This window comes from Chryseobacterium subflavum (assembly GCF_055762745.1).
In genome coordinates this window covers 42,302-58,544 of sequence record NZ_JBVTMR010000006.1, presented here as the reverse complement: position 1 = coordinate 58,544, position 16,243 = coordinate 42,302, and the positions used below count along the sequence as shown (strand labels likewise).

General features: G+C 35.0%; 18 protein-coding genes. 10 read left to right on the top strand and 8 right to left on the bottom strand.

Annotated elements, in window-relative coordinates:
• Nucleotides 1–11 precede the first annotated feature (11 nt).
• Nucleotides 12–731, top strand: a complete 720-nt coding sequence (locus AC0INN_RS20440) for a Dph6-related ATP pyrophosphatase (RefSeq protein ID WP_273649781.1) — start codon at nucleotides 12–14, stop codon at nucleotides 729–731.
• A 26-nt stretch (nucleotides 732–757) separates the two neighbouring features.
• On the opposite strand, the gene AC0INN_RS20435 is transcribed toward AC0INN_RS20440, so the two are convergent.
• Nucleotides 758–2,167 (bottom strand): pyridoxal phosphate-dependent decarboxylase family protein, encoded by a 1,410-nt coding sequence (locus tag AC0INN_RS20435; protein ID WP_273649783.1) that lies wholly within the window; start codon nucleotides 2,165–2,167, stop codon nucleotides 758–760.
• 275 nt (nucleotides 2,168–2,442) lie between these two features.
• Between AC0INN_RS20435 and AC0INN_RS20430 the strand changes: the two genes are divergently transcribed.
• Together AC0INN_RS20430 and AC0INN_RS20425 are read left to right on the top strand one after the other, a co-directional pair.
• A complete protein-coding gene (locus AC0INN_RS20430; protein ID WP_306614890.1) occupies nucleotides 2,443–3,522 on the top strand; it encodes a serine hydrolase domain-containing protein in 1,080 nt (359 codons plus the stop codon).
• On the top strand, nucleotides 3,522–4,043 hold the full coding sequence (locus AC0INN_RS20425) for a 2'-5' RNA ligase family protein (RefSeq protein WP_273649786.1): 522 nt from the start codon (nucleotides 3,522–3,524) through the stop codon (nucleotides 4,041–4,043). Before AC0INN_RS20430 ends, AC0INN_RS20425 begins: the two co-directional genes overlap by 1 nt.
• Nucleotides 4,044–4,094: 51 nt before the next feature.
• Here AC0INN_RS20425 and AC0INN_RS20420 read toward each other — a convergent pair whose 3' ends face one another.
• Nucleotides 4,095–5,459, bottom strand: a complete 1,365-nt coding sequence (locus AC0INN_RS20420) for a T9SS type A sorting domain-containing protein (protein ID WP_273649788.1) — start codon at nucleotides 5,457–5,459, stop codon at nucleotides 4,095–4,097.
• Between the two features lie 2 nt (nucleotides 5,460–5,461).
• Nucleotides 5,462–5,953: a hypothetical protein gene (locus AC0INN_RS20415; protein ID WP_273649789.1), complete on the bottom strand. Its 492-nt coding sequence runs from the start codon at nucleotides 5,951–5,953 to the stop codon at nucleotides 5,462–5,464.
• Between the two features lie 102 nt (nucleotides 5,954–6,055).
• Here AC0INN_RS20415 and ruvC point away from each other — a divergent pair, with 102 nt between their 5' ends.
• Nucleotides 6,056–6,610 (top strand): crossover junction endodeoxyribonuclease RuvC, encoded by a 555-nt coding sequence (gene ruvC, locus AC0INN_RS20410; protein ID WP_172280920.1) that lies wholly within the window; start codon nucleotides 6,056–6,058, stop codon nucleotides 6,608–6,610.
• A gap of 3 nt (nucleotides 6,611–6,613) precedes the next feature.
• Here the strand turns inward: ruvC and AC0INN_RS20405 are convergent, their stop codons facing one another.
• Both AC0INN_RS20405 and AC0INN_RS20400 read right to left on the bottom strand, forming a co-directional pair.
• A complete protein-coding gene (locus AC0INN_RS20405; protein WP_273649790.1) occupies nucleotides 6,614–7,060 on the bottom strand; it encodes a lipocalin family protein in 447 nt (148 codons plus the stop codon).
• Nucleotides 7,061–7,114: 54 nt separating this feature from the next.
• Nucleotides 7,115–9,004: a zinc-dependent metalloprotease gene (locus AC0INN_RS20400; protein WP_273649792.1), complete on the bottom strand. Its 1,890-nt coding sequence runs from the start codon at nucleotides 9,002–9,004 to the stop codon at nucleotides 7,115–7,117.
• 227 nt (nucleotides 9,005–9,231) lie between these two features.
• Between AC0INN_RS20400 and AC0INN_RS20395 the strand changes: the two genes are divergently transcribed.
• From AC0INN_RS20395 to AC0INN_RS20370, 6 genes are all read left to right on the top strand, one after another.
• Nucleotides 9,232–10,302 (top strand): DUF4407 domain-containing protein, encoded by a 1,071-nt coding sequence (locus tag AC0INN_RS20395; RefSeq protein ID WP_273649793.1) that lies wholly within the window; start codon nucleotides 9,232–9,234, stop codon nucleotides 10,300–10,302.
• Between the two features lie 362 nt (nucleotides 10,303–10,664).
• Nucleotides 10,665–10,949, top strand: a complete 285-nt coding sequence (locus tag AC0INN_RS20390) for a hypothetical protein (RefSeq protein WP_306614886.1) — start codon at nucleotides 10,665–10,667, stop codon at nucleotides 10,947–10,949.
• Nucleotides 10,950–11,585: 636 nt separating this feature from the next.
• Entirely contained in the window at nucleotides 11,586–11,783 is a 198-nt protein-coding gene (locus tag AC0INN_RS20385) for a KTSC domain-containing protein (protein ID WP_172280929.1), read from the top strand.
• A gap of 110 nt (nucleotides 11,784–11,893) precedes the next feature.
• The gene (locus AC0INN_RS20380) at nucleotides 11,894–12,358 is read left to right on the top strand and encodes a redoxin domain-containing protein (protein ID WP_273649797.1); all 465 of its coding nucleotides are present in this window, start codon (nucleotides 11,894–11,896) and stop codon (nucleotides 12,356–12,358) included.
• A 5-nt stretch (nucleotides 12,359–12,363) separates the two neighbouring features.
• Nucleotides 12,364–12,882 (top strand): DsbA family protein, encoded by a 519-nt coding sequence (locus tag AC0INN_RS20375; protein ID WP_273649799.1) that lies wholly within the window; start codon nucleotides 12,364–12,366, stop codon nucleotides 12,880–12,882.
• 210 nt (nucleotides 12,883–13,092) lie between these two features.
• Complete coding sequence (locus AC0INN_RS20370; protein WP_306614884.1) at nucleotides 13,093–13,269, top strand: bacteriocin-like protein; 177 nt, start codon at nucleotides 13,093–13,095, stop codon at nucleotides 13,267–13,269.
• 106 nt (nucleotides 13,270–13,375) lie between these two features.
• Here the strand turns inward: AC0INN_RS20370 and guaB are convergent, their stop codons facing one another.
• The 3 genes from guaB to AC0INN_RS20355 all read right to left on the bottom strand — a co-directional run bounded on the left by guaB (nucleotide 13,376) and on the right by AC0INN_RS20355 (nucleotide 16,238).
• On the bottom strand, nucleotides 13,376–14,836 hold the full coding sequence (gene guaB, locus AC0INN_RS20365; RefSeq protein ID WP_172280936.1) for an IMP dehydrogenase: 1,461 nt from the start codon (nucleotides 14,834–14,836) through the stop codon (nucleotides 13,376–13,378).
• 167 nt (nucleotides 14,837–15,003) lie between these two features.
• Nucleotides 15,004–15,711 carry a hypothetical protein gene (locus tag AC0INN_RS20360; protein ID WP_273649802.1) on the bottom strand — a complete coding sequence of 236 codons (708 nt, stop codon included), beginning with the start codon at nucleotides 15,709–15,711 and terminating at the stop codon, nucleotides 15,004–15,006.
• A 26-nt stretch (nucleotides 15,712–15,737) separates the two neighbouring features.
• Nucleotides 15,738–16,238: a DUF4252 domain-containing protein gene (locus tag AC0INN_RS20355; protein WP_273649804.1), complete on the bottom strand. Its 501-nt coding sequence runs from the start codon at nucleotides 16,236–16,238 to the stop codon at nucleotides 15,738–15,740.
• Nucleotides 16,239–16,243: the final 5 nt, after the last annotated feature.

Genomic DNA, 16,243 nt, shown 5'->3' with positions numbered 1-16,243 from the left:
AATAGTAATACATGAAACCCAAAGCCTTATTCAACTGGAGTAGCGGAAAAGATTCTGCCCTTGGATTATATAAAACCTTTAAAGAGGAAAAATTAGATATAATTGGTCTTCTTACCAGTATCAATCAGGAATATCAGCGGATTTCCATGCATGGGGTCCATGTTTCTCTATTGGAAGAACAAGCTTCAAGCATAGGACTTCCTTTAATTAAAATGGAACTTCCTAAAGAACCATCTATGGAACAATACCGCGACATCATGAACAAAACGATGACCGGTATAAAGTCCCGTGGAGTCACCCATTCCATATTTGGAGATATTTTTCTCGAAGATCTGCGAAAATACAGGGAAGACCAATTGAAATCCATCGGGATGGAAGCTGTTTTTCCACTTTGGAAAAAAGATACGAAAAAACTTATTCATGAATTTCTTGATCTGGGTTTTAAAACGATCGTAACCTGCGTCAATGAAACCTATTTAGATAAAAGTTTTGCAGGGAGGATTATTGATGAAAATTTCATCTCGGACTTACCTGAAAATGTAGACCCTTGCGGAGAAAATGGCGAGTTCCATACTTTTACTTTTGATGGTCCCATTTTTAAAACATCAATTCAGTTTGAAATTGGTGATATTGTAAAAAAAACCTATCCAAAACCAAATGCAGAGGATCATGAAAATGGTGATGAATATGTCTTTTGGTTTTGTGATCTGATCAAAAATAAAACGCTGTAGAACGATTGGTTCTACAGCGTTATTTTTTAGTTCAATGTCTTTGATATCTCCTTCATGAGATCAAAAACCATACTTATATCATTTTCATTGGTTCTCCAATTTACAAATGCAGCTCTGATCCCTTTATGCTGATTATAAAAAGTAGGCGTCATAAATACTTTTCCTGTACTATTTAATTTTTCTAAGAATTCATTAACCTTATCCTGATCAGCTTCATTTTTCAAAGTGAAACACACCGTATTCAGACGGACAGGTGCCAGAAGTTTAAAATCCGAACTGCTATCTATAAAATGACCAAGCTGTTTGGCCCATCTTATATTATTCTCAACTATTTCCTGATACCCTTGTTTTCCATAGGCCATTATTGAAAACCAGGCAGGTAAGGCTTTTAACCTTCTTGAGTTTTCAGGAAGGAAATTCAGATAACTGAAGTTTTCCAATGGATCCCCGAGATATGGAGCATTGGAATTCTGGAATGTCTCTACCTGTAATAACCTGTACTGATCTTTTACGAAAAACACTGCACTTTCGTAAGGAACGTTTAACCATTTATGGCAATCCACAGTAATACTGTCAGCCTGCTCCCAGCCTTCCAAAAGATGTTTGGTTTCATCTGAGCAAGCGGCAAATCCTCCAAATGCAGCATCAATATGCCACCAGAAGTTATGCTTTTTTTTAAGTTCAGCTATTGCCTTAAAATCATCAAAATCTACCGTATTCACAGTTCCACCACTGGAGATCAGGATAAATGGCTCCTCTTTTAATTCAATGATACGATTTTCTAGATCATCTATATTCATCGCTTCCCTATTCCCTTCTATTGTTTTAATTTTCACAATATTTCCGCTTCCTATCCCTAAAAGTGATAGTGATTTAAGGCTTGAAGAATGGGGTGTCGCGGTAAGCACTTTTATGGGTATCGAAATGCCGTCTTTTGCAATATCTTTTCCTTTTTCTCTTCCTAACCATTGTCTTGCTACTGCAAGACAGGTAAAATTAGACATTGTTGCTCCGGTTACAAAGCCACCGAGAAAATTTTTCGGCAGCCCCAAAAGATCGAGCATTAATTGTATGGTTTCCAGCTCTATAATCGCAGAAATACCTCCCTGCCCTTTTGTTGATTGGGTATTCTGGTCATAAACAGAAGCCAGCCAGTCTCCGGCAATAGAAGCAGGAGTGGAACCTCCTGTAACAAAGCCCCAATATCTGGGACCTGATGATCCAACCATAACCGGTTCAAATCTTTCATTAAAAACTTCCAACACCTTTTTTGTTCCATATCCGGACTCTGGTACTTTGTCTTCGGAAGCATATTCCTTTGAATCAACGGATGTTTTTCTATCGGGTAAAGCATCCAGATAAGCCAGCCCCTGCTTTTTTATAGTTTCTAATAAGTTGCCGATTTCCGACAAATCATTTTCAAGATGTTTTTCCATTTTTGAATTAATAATCTATTCAAAAATATTACTTTCTGTAATAATTTAGTTTATATAATTTACAGGTCTTTCATAATTTGGCAGAGCTTTTCCCTTGATTACAATAATTTAAAAATCGGTCCCGGAGCTCTCACATCATTTTTTCTATTTATTTGGCATGGTTTGCATCCTTTTTGATGCTGTAGCTTTAAATTAAAAAACAAATGCTGAAATTTTCCCACTTATTGTTCCCATTAATCATTTTTACACTCTCATTAACCGCATGCAAGAATTCGATGGAATCTATAAAAACGGTTGACAGGAATGCAATTGTAGACTCCACCATTACTGCCTTCGAGAAAAAACTTTTGGAAAAACAGATCGACTCTGTATTTTCACGATTTAATTTTAACGGAAGTATTGCTGTTTTCAAGGATTCTACCCAATTATATAAAAAAGAAAGCGGGCTCTCTAACTTTGAAAATAAAACAAAAATCAACGACAGTACTATTTTTGCCATCGGCTCTGTAAGTAAGCAATTTACGGCAGTTCTTGTTTTACTTGAAATGGAACAAAACAAGCTGAATATCGAAGATAAGGTTTCCAGATACCTCAAGGAATTTCAAACAAAAGAATACGAAAATATTACAATCCGTCAGCTTCTGAACCATACCTCCGGATTAAATACGCTGGGAGGTAAGCTTTTATTCAAAAGTGGATCGGGTTTTTTCTATTCCAATGATGGCTTTAATGCATTGGGAAAAATCGTTGAAAAAGTATCGGGAAACTCTTATGACAAAAACGTCCAGGAATTGTTTAAAAAGGCAGGAATGAAAAATTCTTCAACAGGAGATGTTTTTGAGGGAAAGAATTTCGCAAGTGCTTATATTGGAAATAAGAAGAATGCGGAAAGGGTTCCTAATATGCCGCGCAGATTGGGAGGAAAAGAAATTGGGATCCCTGCAGGTGGAATTCTTTCTACCATAGATGATTTACGCCGCTGGAATAACGCTCTATATGGTGGTAAAGTTTTGAAACCGGAAACCCTTCAGAAATTCATCTCTAAAAGTTCCGAAAGACATCATGATATTTTAGGAAAAATGGGTTACGGATATGGTATAATGCTCAATATAGGCGAACCGACAGCCTATTTCCACAGTGGCTATGTTATGGGTTCTCCTTCCCTAAACATTTATTACCCATACACTAAAACTTCAGTCATTATATTGTCTAATATTGCTGATGAGGCAAAGGGCAAAGCTTCAGTTTTCAGACCGCATATTGAGGTAAAAAAAATCACAGATGCTATTGAAAACACGGTTATCGACTTAAGACAACAAATGATAAGAACAAGTAATAATAAAAATGAATTGTAATGAAAAAATTATATTTCATTGCTATTTATCCTCCTCAACGGATCATTGATGAAATAAAACTCTTCAAAGAAGACTTTGCTTACCATTATCAAAATTCAAAAGCGGTTAAAAATGATGCTCATATCACCTTGTTACCTCCATTTTCAAGAGAGACAGAGCTTGAGAATGATATTATTGAAGCGTTTGAAAGAATAGATACTTCCCTATCTCCATTCGAAATCGTTCTCAATGGCTTTGGAAGTTTTCCGAATCCAAAAAATCCGGTGATCTTTGTACATCCTGAATACAATCCGGGTCTTATAGATATTTACCATCGTGTAAAAAAACAGTTTAGCTTTGGCAAAGGCTCCTTCAACCCTCATATGACCGTTGGATACAGAGATTTGAGCTTTGAAAATTACCTGAAAGCCTGGAAGGTGTATCAAAACAAACCTTACAAAAATAAATTTACCGTTGATAAAATTCTGCTTCTGAGATATGACGGAAAATGGGTACCCATCAGAGAAAAGAAACTACAATAAAAAATCGGCCACTGGGCCGATTCATAATTTTATGTATATTTTCGTTTACTTTTATTCTTTTACAATTTTTTGTGAAATGATCAGACCTTCATCTTCACTTACAGCTAAAGTATAGATTCCAGAAGGAATAGTACTGATATTAACAAAGATTGTAGAAGCATTTTTTATTTCAAATTTGACAGGAATCAATTTACCCGATCCATCATACAATGCTACTTTTACATTTTTTGAAAAGTCCTGGTTACCTTTGATGTAGAATTCATTCTCTGCCGGATTCGGATAGATTCCGAATCTTCTTTCTTCTGCTTTAATTTCAGACATCCTTAACGTTGAGGTCTTATTCAGTTTCCAGGTTACCGTGGCAAAATGAACCGTATTGTGACTGTTAACTTTTATTAAAGGACTGTTGTCGGTAACAGAGAAAATAAGGGTATTAAGACCGCTATTCAGTTGTGACGGAGAAACTGTTAAGGTATTACTCGTTGAAGAAAGAGCCGTTCCATTGAGAGTCCAGGAATTGACCAATGTATTAGGGATTGGCAAAACTTCATTTACAGTAAATGTTACGGCGGCATTACCATTCACATTGCTGCTGTTGGCTGGTGTATAAGAGTCAATCGGTGATACTAATGAATGTATTCTCTCAATAATGGCCTCTTTACAAACGGAACAAAACTGTCTGTCTAGATATCTCATTTCACAATTTTGATGTGGACGGTACCATGAAGGGCTTTCGGTATAAGGATACACTCCCACACTGTTTAATCCTAACCAGTTTTTCCATTTGATGGTTGATGTATTGGAGTTTTGTGTCTTGTTAGGTGATTCCCCTGTTCCTGCAAACCAATATTCATCCGCAAGCTTTCCAAAGGAATGCCCAAGTTCATGTACTACAATCTCATTTGAAGAGCCATTTAGCGACGCAAATGCATAAGCACCTCCGCATCCGCCATACTCTGTAGAGTTACCCAGAACGTACGTAATATCATAATCAGGAACATTAGCTGCGAGAACCTGCGCTACTTTATTTGTACTATTGCTGTAAATACAGCGGTGTACACCAAAGTCAAATGAAGAGCCCAGGTAATTATTGGGATTGGAAACAGGAATAACCGGCTCTGTAACATCCGTTGCTGTTCCAGGATGTTTTACACCTGTTTCTGTTGACACTACTTTTACAGCATACGCATTAAAATAATTTTTATATTCTGTATATGGGCTTTTCGTAAAGAGATAGTTAATCGTAGACTGTGCAGAATTCACAAAATTAGTTTGCTGAGCAGAAGTAAATCCATCACCCAATACTGCGATATTGATCCGGTTAGAGTTTGAACCGTTATTAAGCAGAGATACTGTCTGAAAGGTTTGTGAAAAGCACAATGAACTTACTAATAGGAGAAATAAAGTTTTTTTCATGGCTATAGTTTTTGGTTAAATAATAATTGATTTCCTGCATGGGTAACTTTTTCCACTTTCACGATCTGGATTTCTCCGGAATGAGGATAGCGCACACTGAATTCAGCATTATCCGAGGAAACTTTGTGTCTTCCGATTCCGTCTTTATCAAAACTTTCCAGATTCTGATTCAGAGGATCTTCCACCAGCTGTTTCACAATTTCTTTTCCGCTGGCATCAGTAAGTGATATAATAAAATCACCAAGACCTGCTGAATTTCTGTCAAAAGAAGGGATGGATTTCAACTTTCCTTCAGTAATTTTCTTTGATTCGAGGGTAATTTTTTCAGGACCGGATTTCGTTTTTTCTACCTTAAAAAACAGGTACACAATTTGATTTTTGTCTTGTTGACAATTAACATTCTCAGATGACCCCCCATATCTTAAGTCTTTCACTGTCAGAAAGCTATACAGCACAAAAGTCGGAAGAATTAAAAAGGTTAGTAAATTTTTCATAATCATTTTTTGATGAAGTTAAGAAGATTTCACCAAAATAAGATTTATTTTTACTGTTTTTTTTCTAAGGGAAAAAATTCAGAAAGTCATATCTTTGACGAAATGATTGCAGAAAAGATAATTTTAGGTATTGACCCGGGAACTGCCATAATGGGCTTTGGGATTATTTCCATTAAAAAAGGTCAGATGGAAATGGTTTCCATCCACGAGCTTATTTTGAAAAAATATCCCAACCATGAAACAAAGCTAAAATACATCTTTGATAAAACCTTAGCCTTAATTGATGAGTATCATCCGGACGAGGTTGCCCTGGAAGCTCCATTTTATGGAAAAAATGTTCAGAGTATGCTAAAACTTGGACGTGCACAAGGGGTAGCAATGGCAGCGAGCCTTCATCGAAATATTCCGATTACCGAATACTCACCTAAGAAAATAAAAATGGCTATTACAGGAAATGGGAATGCCAGCAAAGAACAGGTAGCAGGGATGCTTCAAAACCTTCTGAAGCTAAAAGAATTTCCAACAAAATATCTGGATGCTTCTGATGGTCTTGCCGTAGCTGTTTGTCATCATTTTAATTCAGGAACAATTGCTGATACAAAATCTTATTCCGGATGGGAAAGTTTTTTAAAGCAGAATCCTGACCGTTTAAAATAAGCGTTACTGTCTTTCATAAATATCTTCTATAGCAGTAACCTTTCCATAGATGATATCATTATAAAGAATGGAAAATCTGTTTTTCGAAATGATTCTAAATTGTTTATTTTCTTTTAGATCTGCATCCATATATGAGAATGAATTTTTATTAATCGTCACTAAATTTCTTGCTGACGAACTTATTATCTCACAGTTTTTTCCATTTGCATACTTTTTAATAAAAAAAATATTTCCATTTTCTTTTTCGAATAATAAAGTGGTCTTCTTTGTACATTCGTGAAGTGGATACATTTTACTTATCTCTCCATCTTTATAGGTTTCTTCAACTAATTTCCATTTTCCGATAAAGTAATATTGATCACTCTCCGGACTCTTTCTTTTTACTGCGGGAGATTGTGATTGACAACTTAGCATAAAACTACAGCATAATAAGAAAATTAATCTTTTCATTGTTTAGCATCTTTTAGTAAAAAAGGCCCTTTTTTTAAAGGGCCTTCTACTCTATTAGTTATTTATAAATTTCTTTGATTCTTTTTTATCACCGTAAGTGATAATGTATACTCCTTTCGGTAATGTTTGGTTGATTTGAACTTCATTCGTTTTAGAAGTACCTTTCTGCAATACTTTTCCACTCATGTCATAGATCTGGTAATCTCCAAAACTTACATTTTTACTTCCTATCAGTTGAAGTTTATTTTCTGATTTTGTATAAACAATTTTACTTTCCGAACTTCCTTTAACTTCAGATGTTCCTAATGCTTCTAAAATCTTAATTGCATAGTCCTCCATTTGCCCATATTGTAACTGAGAGCAAGGGGTAAGATCAGGAAGATTTACTGAATTATACGTCGCAGCATCCACTGCAATTCTCATCCTCAAATAAGTATTTTTCACAGCATTGGCAGGAGGAGTAATGGTGTTGGTAACGGTCATCCCTGTTCCGGTCAAATTGCCTGATAAATGATTTACGACCAATTCACTATCTTCAAAAGACCCATTGTTATTATAATCGATCCAGACTTTTGTTCTAAACTTTTCTGCCTGACTAAAAGTATATGCATAAGTTACTTTCAGCTCCGTTCCTGTAGTTGACGGTATTTCGGTATAGTATGCAGGCCTGATACAATTTGCAGAAGCAAAATCATCATAATATGAAGGAGTTGCTTCATCTGAATCGTAGCCATTAGTAGTACTGTTTATAGTTCCAAATTTAACGTTGGTAGCACCGATCGCAAAATTATTATTGGTAGGGTGCGCTGTACTTGGCGGATTACATTGGGCTGCAACTACAGAAACTGGCGAAGGAATAACAATCGACGGATCTTTACCCGCTGTAGAGTTAAGCAGATCTTTTCTATACTCCATCATTAACAAAATAGCCCGGTCTCTTTGTCCTTCCGTAAATTTACGGTTAGAATTAGTGTAATTCATAACATTATATTGAGTTCCGTCGTAGTTTTGTCCGGTACATGGATCAATAGCAGTATTGTTAGGAACAGCAACACCATACATGCTTCTAGATGGTGAAGTATCACATACTCTATCTCCTGTTGTTGCACAATCATTACTAGGAGGGCAACTTGATTGATCAGTATATGAAACTCCCTGAAATGTATGATAAAGTCCAAAAGCATGTCCAAGTTCATGAGTTAATGTCGTATCATTTTGATTTTTAATGGTTGCCACCTTCATAAAGCTTTCATAATCATAAGCATAAGAATCCGGGAATTTTGCGTATCCCATTAATCCATAAGATAATTGCTGCTGGCCATCAAAACCGATCACTACATAAATATTAAAGTATGAATTTTCCGGCCAATGGTGCGCTAACTCATTTTTAATCTGGCTATCGCTGGCTCCACTTGAACTTTGCATCTTAACTCCCCTTGTATCATAACCTGGAATAGTACTTCCATTATATCTTACAATACCGGTAGTAGGAGTACAGCTAGGTGATCTTTTAGCTAATACGAGCTTAAAAGGAATTACTGCTCCTCCAGTTGGTCCGGAACCTTCAGGGTAAAATCCATTGCCAAAAGTTGTAGCATACATACTATTAGCTCTGTCGATCCAGTCAATAATCTCCTGATCAGTAACATGTAAATTTGCATTAGCAGTTGCCTGAGATTCAATAACATGTACTACAACAGGGATTTCATAAACTTGTCCGGTATAAAGCCCATTCCACGAAGTGCTGGCACCAACTTTATTAAGATAAGACTGCTTATTCATGGAAGCTAATCTGGCTTCTACAATCTCCCTGTTTTTCTTTAGTTCAGGGTGTTTAGCATCCATTTGCGACATGATTTGATCAAAACCACAAATATTTTGCACATTTTGAGAAAATGCATTAACCCAAAGGATCAACGCAAAACATAGAACTATTCTCTTCATATTCAACTATTTTTTTAATTTATTCGATGCAAAACTATTATTTATTTTAACAAATTGACAAAATATATTGAAAAAACGTAAAGAATTTTATTATGTTAATATGTAAAAATCATAACTTATTGTCTAACAGTAATATAAATAAAACAAGTAAACATACTTGGTAAAACATAATACTATCTTTAGCATTGGTATGATTTTTAGTATTACTTTTGTATAAATTTTCAATAATGAAAAATCAACAACAAACTATAAATCAGGTGAATCATAAAATAAATTGGTTCCAGAAGTTTCTGATGGTATGCTCCGGAGGAAACATCCATATTTTAAGGAAAACACCAAGTGAATGGAATAAATTTTCGGGTATCGGAGGTATCGTTTTATTTACTGCAGTTTTCGCTACACTTTCCGCAGGTTATGCCATGTATACTGTATTTGATAATATATGGACATCTGTTGGTTTTGGAATTTTATGGGGATTAATGATATTTAACCTGGACCGTTACATTGTTTCCTCCATCAAAAAAACGGGAACATGGTGGAATCAGATACTCATGGCTATTCCACGTCTGGTTTTGGCTACTTTTTTAGGAATTATCATTTCAAAACCTTTAGAGCTTAAAATTTTTGAAAAGGAAGTCAATAAACAGCTGAACACGATCATCCAGCGAAATAAAAAGCAGCTTCAGGGTGAAATCACCGGCAGAATTCTTCAGCAAAGCGGCCCTTTTGAAACTGAGAAAAAACAAATATCAGAAAAGATTGCACAATACCAAAAGTCTTATGATTCGGCAGCTGTAGAGCTAGAAAAAGAAATCCTGGGAAAACAATCAGGCTTAACGAGTGGAAAAGTAGGTTTCGGATCTAATGCCAAAAGAAAACAGGAGCTTAAGGAGCAAAGACGTCAGGATCTTGAGAGTTACCAAAAACAAGTAGCTCCAAGGTTGGAATATCTGGATAAAGAAATTTCAAAAGTATACACTAATTTGGAAACCGAAAGAAAATCTACTGAAACCTTTGAGGATAAGTTCAATGGATTTGCCGCCCGTTTGCAGGCGCTGGATGAGTTAGGAAAAAATTCCGCAATCATAGGTTTAGCTGCAGCCTTTATTATGGGGCTTTTCATTTGTCTGGAAATTTCTCCGGTATTGGTTAAGTTAATTTCCCATGTTGGTCCCTATGATCATCTTTTGGAAAAAACAGAAAATGATTTTCGATTGTACTCCAAGGAAAAAATTGAAAAAGGCAATGCCCTTACCGACTATAGAATCGATGATTTTAAAGAGAATCTGAATAAATAATTTTAAATTATATCAAAAAAGACCTTTCATGTTTATGAAAGGTCTTTTTTATTTTAAAACGTTATATTCTGTCGTTACTCAAAAGTATTTTTGCCTTGGAGTTAAAGATGTAATTCTTATTAATTCTTTTCAAAGTGAAATCAAGTACTCTTAAAAAAGGTTAAATTTGCAAAATCTTAAAATACAAAAGAATAAAAAAACTCTACTTGAGTATATTGACTCTATGCACAATAACTATCAAATTATCACAAGAAATGATATAGCAAAAAGATATCAAATCCAATTCTCAGGATTTCCTAACTAGGCATTACAAGAAGCGCTAAATGAAGCAATCAGATTAGAACAGTTTAAATAAATTCAAAATGGAAGAGTATTTAGATAAGCATTTCATAATTAAATTTCTATTTCTCTTAATAGTAGGTATTGGCACTGTCGTAATTTCATATCTATTATCTAAAAGTTTTAAAAAAGAAAGTTTATTATCTACTCCTAATAATAATTTAAAAAGGATGACATACTGGCGTACTTTAGGGGGTATGCTCATCGGAAGTGTTATAGTATTAATATCCTTTTATTTGTTATTTGAAGATTTAACGAAAAATAAAGAGGAAAAAAACAACAAATTTGAACAAGTTCAGATCAAATAATTACATTGCCTTTAATTAAATGGTATTTTTTGCATAAAAAGTAAATTAAAGATACAGCTACTAGAAACTTAATTTCTCGGGGCTGTCATTATTTTTATTTTTATTTGTCTATTATAATGTGACAACAAGTTAAAATACCATTAACTAAAAATAATCCAGAGTGAAAAAAATAATATTATTTACCTTAATATATCATATTTTGTTATTTCTAATACCTCTTGTAATAATTTCTATTCTTGAAGGCTATGGAACCGAGACATATGCTTATATCTTTTATTTTAGTGTGAGGTACTTCTTTGTCGGATTTATTTTTGATGTCATAATACTAGCCCTTCTATATTATTTTAAAATCGGTAAATTAAAATGGGTGTTATTCTTTTTAAGTTCTATATGCATTGTATTAATAACGCTTTACACTTTATTGCAAATTAAATAACTATCATTTACATCAAGTAACACAGTTTATATAAAAATTTACTCAAAAAATAATAGCAGATTATAAACAGATCCAAGAAAATAAATTGTCTCGGATCTCTATTTTAAAATACCTTTCGAATATTTCAGTACACCCTAAAAATCATAATCCAACAGTTTTCTATATCCTTAAATAGGAATATTTTTTGCAGTTCCTATACCATGCCTTCCTCAGTTGTACATAGTTATGAATATTTTCCGGAAACTGAAATACTAAGAATTGTATATCAGTCGGGAGCAGTTTATGATTATTTGAAAGTACCCCAGATCATTGTTGATCAATTCAAAGCTTTTACTTCTAAAGGGACATTTCTTAATAAGGTTATCAAAAAGAAATTTAAGTATACCAGAATAAAATAACATTCTGCGTCTTATTTTAACAATAATTTAAGTCGTTATCGGCTATGAATTAATTTCTTATTCCTAATTTTAGTTTTTCATTCAAAGAATTTACAACCAATCACAAAAATATGATACTACAACAAGGAACCCCGGCACCGGATTTTGAGCTCCATGCCACACCCGACCAGAAACTAAAACGTTCTGATTTTTTAGGAAAGAACCTGATTTTAGTTTTTTATCCTGCAGACTGGAGTCCGGTTTGTGGTGATCAGGTGAGCCTATATAATGAAATGCTTTCCATTTTTCATAAATATAATGCAGATATCCTGGGTATTTCTGTTGACAGCGCCTGGTGCCATGATGCTTTCATGGAAAACAGAAAACTACACTTCCCCCTGTTGGCAGACTTCAACCCCAAGGGAGAAATTTCAAAAGCTTACGGCGTCTATAATGAAGATAACGGAACTTCACAAAGAGCACTATTTGTTATTGATCCTGACGGAATCATCCAGTGGAGCTACTTATCACCCGATGGAATTAATCCGGGAGCTGACGGAATCATTGATGCTTTAGAAAATTTAAAACAAAAATAATATTTATGTCTACTTTAAGAATTCCCATTGGTCCTAACGACCATGTTCAGGGAAATCCAGATACCGCGAAAATAGTTTTAGTAGAATATGGTGACTATCAATGTCCGTATTGTGGACACGCTTTTCCTTTAATAAGAAGATTTGTTCAGGAAAACAGTGATGATGTAGCATTTGTATTCAGGAACTTTCCTTTGACTGATGCCCATGAATATGCCATGGCAGCCGCAACAGTTGCCGAGGCAGCAGGAAAACAAGGAAAATTCTGGGAAATGCACGACCTCATCTATGATAATCAAAATATATTGAACGAAGCACTACTCAAAGAGTGTGTAAAAGTTCTGAAACTGGATGTGAATAAAATCGAAAATGAAATTAACACCGAAGAACTTCAGGCAAAGATTGAGGCTGACTTTGAAGGCGGTGTACGCAGTGGAGTAAACGGCACTCCATCTTTTTTCGTCAATGGACAAAAATGGGAAGATTATGACGGAACGTATGATTCATTCATTGACCTAGTTTCTTAGTTTAACTATACTATTTTCCGAATAGATTTTGGATAAAAGCCATATTGAGGAATATCATATATTTTCTTCACTGAAATGATCGCATAGAACAATTGATTTTTAAATTATTATTTTCCTTAGTAACTCTCTTTTTTTAAGAAATTCATTCAAATTGTGAAAAAAAAATTTACATTTGATACGTTGTACAAAACCTAAAACAATTAACTTATTATGAAAAATTCAAAAAAAATTTCAAGAGAAAGCTTGAAAACAATTAAGGGAGGATTTAAAATGTGTAATGCTGAGTTACCTAATTTCGGCTGTGGTGATGCAGAGCTTTTCTGCTGTGGACCTGGCGGTTGCAGAAGAATAGCAGATCTTCCACCAGGATCTTGTATTGCACAGTAATTTGTCCTTTTATTCAAAAATTATTTTATTTATTAAATTACAAATACGGCTGGCTCAATAATGAGCCAGCCGTATCTTTTTTATATTAATCTTATTATTACTACAATTATAAGGAATAATTAGGAGCTTCCTGTGTGATAATCACATCGTGCGGATGAGATTCTTTCAATCCACTTCCTGTGATCATGACCATTTTTGTATCTTTCTGTAAAGCCTCAATATCTTTTGCTCCACAGTAACCCATTCCTGCTCTAAGTCCACCGGTTAATTGGAAAATCACATCTTCCAGTTTTCCTTTATGGGGAACCCTACCTTCAATTCCTTCAGGAACGAATTTTTTAGCCTCACTCTGGAAATATCTTTCTTTTCCTCCTCTTTTCATTGCCGAAAGACTTCCCATTCCCTGGTAAGACTTGAACTTTCTACCCTGGAAAATAATTTCTTCTCCCGGAGCTTCATCAGTTCCTGCTAAAAGAGATCCAAGCATTACCGCTCCTGCCCCACTCGCAATAGCTTTTACAATATCCCCAGAAAGTTTAATTCCACCGTCAGCAATTACTGCTACATTTTTAGATTTAGCATAATCGTAGACATTATATATCGCAGATAATTGAGGAACCCCAACTCCTGCTACTACTCTGGTTGTACAGATTGAACCCGGGCCAACACCTACTTTAAGAACATTTGCTCCTGCTTTGATCAAATCTTTTGCAGCTTCAGCAGTTACAATATTTCCTCCCACGATATCCAGATCCGGATATGCTTTTCTGATCTCAGAAATCTTATCTAAAACTCCTTTGGAGTGTCCATGAGCCGAATCAATCGCTACAATATCAACACCTGCCTTTACGAGCGCTGCAATCCTGTCCATGGTATCTTCTCCTACTCCTACTCCGGCACCTACAATAAGGCGGCCATTCTGATCTTTATTCGCATTAGGATACTCCAATTGATTGTCGATATCTTTAATCGTAATCAATCCTACCAATTTATTGTCTTTGTCTACAATAGGAAGTTTTTCAACACGGTTCTTAAGAAGGATTTCTTTAGCCTTTTCAAGATTGGTGTTTTTATCGGAAGTGATCAGGTTTTCTTTCGTCATGATCTCCTCAACTTTCATATCAAGATTTTCCTGATACTTAACATCTCTGTTTGTGATGATCCCAATAAGAACATTATTTGGATCTACAACCGGTAAACCAGAAATTTTATATTTGGACATCATTTCTTTAGCCTGAGCTAAAGTATGATCTTTTGAAAGGGTAACTGGATCAGAGATCATTCCATTTTCAGAACGTTTCACACGGTTTACCTGTGCCGCCTGTTCTGCGATCGTCATATTTTTGTGAATGAAACCAAGTCCACCAACTCTTGCTAATGCAATAGCCAGATCACCTTCAGTAACTGTGTCCATCGCAGCAGATACTATCGGAACATTCAGGGTAATTTTATCGGTAAGTCTTGATTTTAATGATACCTGGTTAGGTAAAACTTCTGAATAAGAAGGGACTAGAAGAACGTCATCGAAAGTGATGGCTGTCTCTACAATTTTGTTATGAATAGACATCTTTACTTTCTTTGCAAAATTAGGCTATTTTAGTGAGATATGAAAATCCTTTTTAATAGTTTAAATAAAAATTAATAATCAATAAGTTAAATCAAAAAACCGCCCTTATATAAAAAGCGGTTTGTACAAAATAAAATGAGTTATATGAACTAAATATAATATATTTTTTATTTAGCCGTGAGCTGTCCCTTTTCGTCGACACTCTCTATATGCGTCTGGTTGTTTTTATCTACATAGATCTTAAGACGTATGCGTCCTTTATCATCCCGTATAAAAAGTCCTACATCGCCATTCGCTGTTTTTCCGGCGAAAAAACGCTCACTCCCCAATTTTCCTTCTTCTTTCAATTTGGCAAAAGCTTTCTTCAGCGCTATTGGGTCATTAAGCTTTTGTAAAGAATCATCAAACCTTATTACTTTTTCGAGCGGGAAATCATCCGGTCTGTCCCAAAGTTTGAGTCCGTATGATCTTTTTTTATCCGCCCCAATACCTTCACTATATTGAAGTTGCATGATCTGATCCGTTTTCCTCTGGTCTACAGAGTATACCATTCCTGAACCTTTTTCATCGGCATCATATACCAATCCTCCACATTCATCACCTAAAGAATTAAAGAAAATCAGTCCGGCTTCCCTTTCTCTTGCTTTAAGAGGTTTGTTATTCAGTAATCCTGGATGCTGTCGTTTTTTATTACTGATTACCATTTTGAGTGTTCCGTCTTTTTCGACAATATTAATTCTTTCAACATCAATTTCTTCGAACCTCTGGTGATCATTGCTGCTTTTAAAAGCCAAAAAAAACAAAAGAACAAAAGCTACTGTAAGCGATGCTGCATATATCTTCAGCATGCGCACTTCTCTGATTAATTTTTCCATGTAAATAATTTATTGTTAAAAATAAATTATTTATCTGAAGCTGAATTAATGAATTTTGAAATATCATCCGGAGTAAAATTCCCCTTTACACCCACGAATACCAATTCTCTATCTGAATTTACCGTGATCAGCATATTTTTTATGGTTTCCCCGGATTGCTTTACACGAACATTTACATTATCTCCATTATGTTTTATGGTCGCCCAGTCTTCATAATTGTTATTATTAAGATATCTTGCATAATCTGCTAACATCTCCTGATCTCCGTTTTCTACCGTCAATACTTTTATTTTTGATATTTTCTTTACCAACTGAGCGGTAGCCTCACCATCCTCTTCTTCTTTTAATGCTTTTCTGATAAAAGGTTTTGCCAGGAACATGGGTACATTGACGCTTTCAAACTTTGCTCCTTTAAAATCATAGCCTGAGTCCGAAAAGAATTCCATATTAGGTTTGTGTGACACTACACAAGACTGAAGCAAAAATACCGTGCAAGCTGCAAGCAAAATGGTTCGTAAGTTTTTCATGGTCA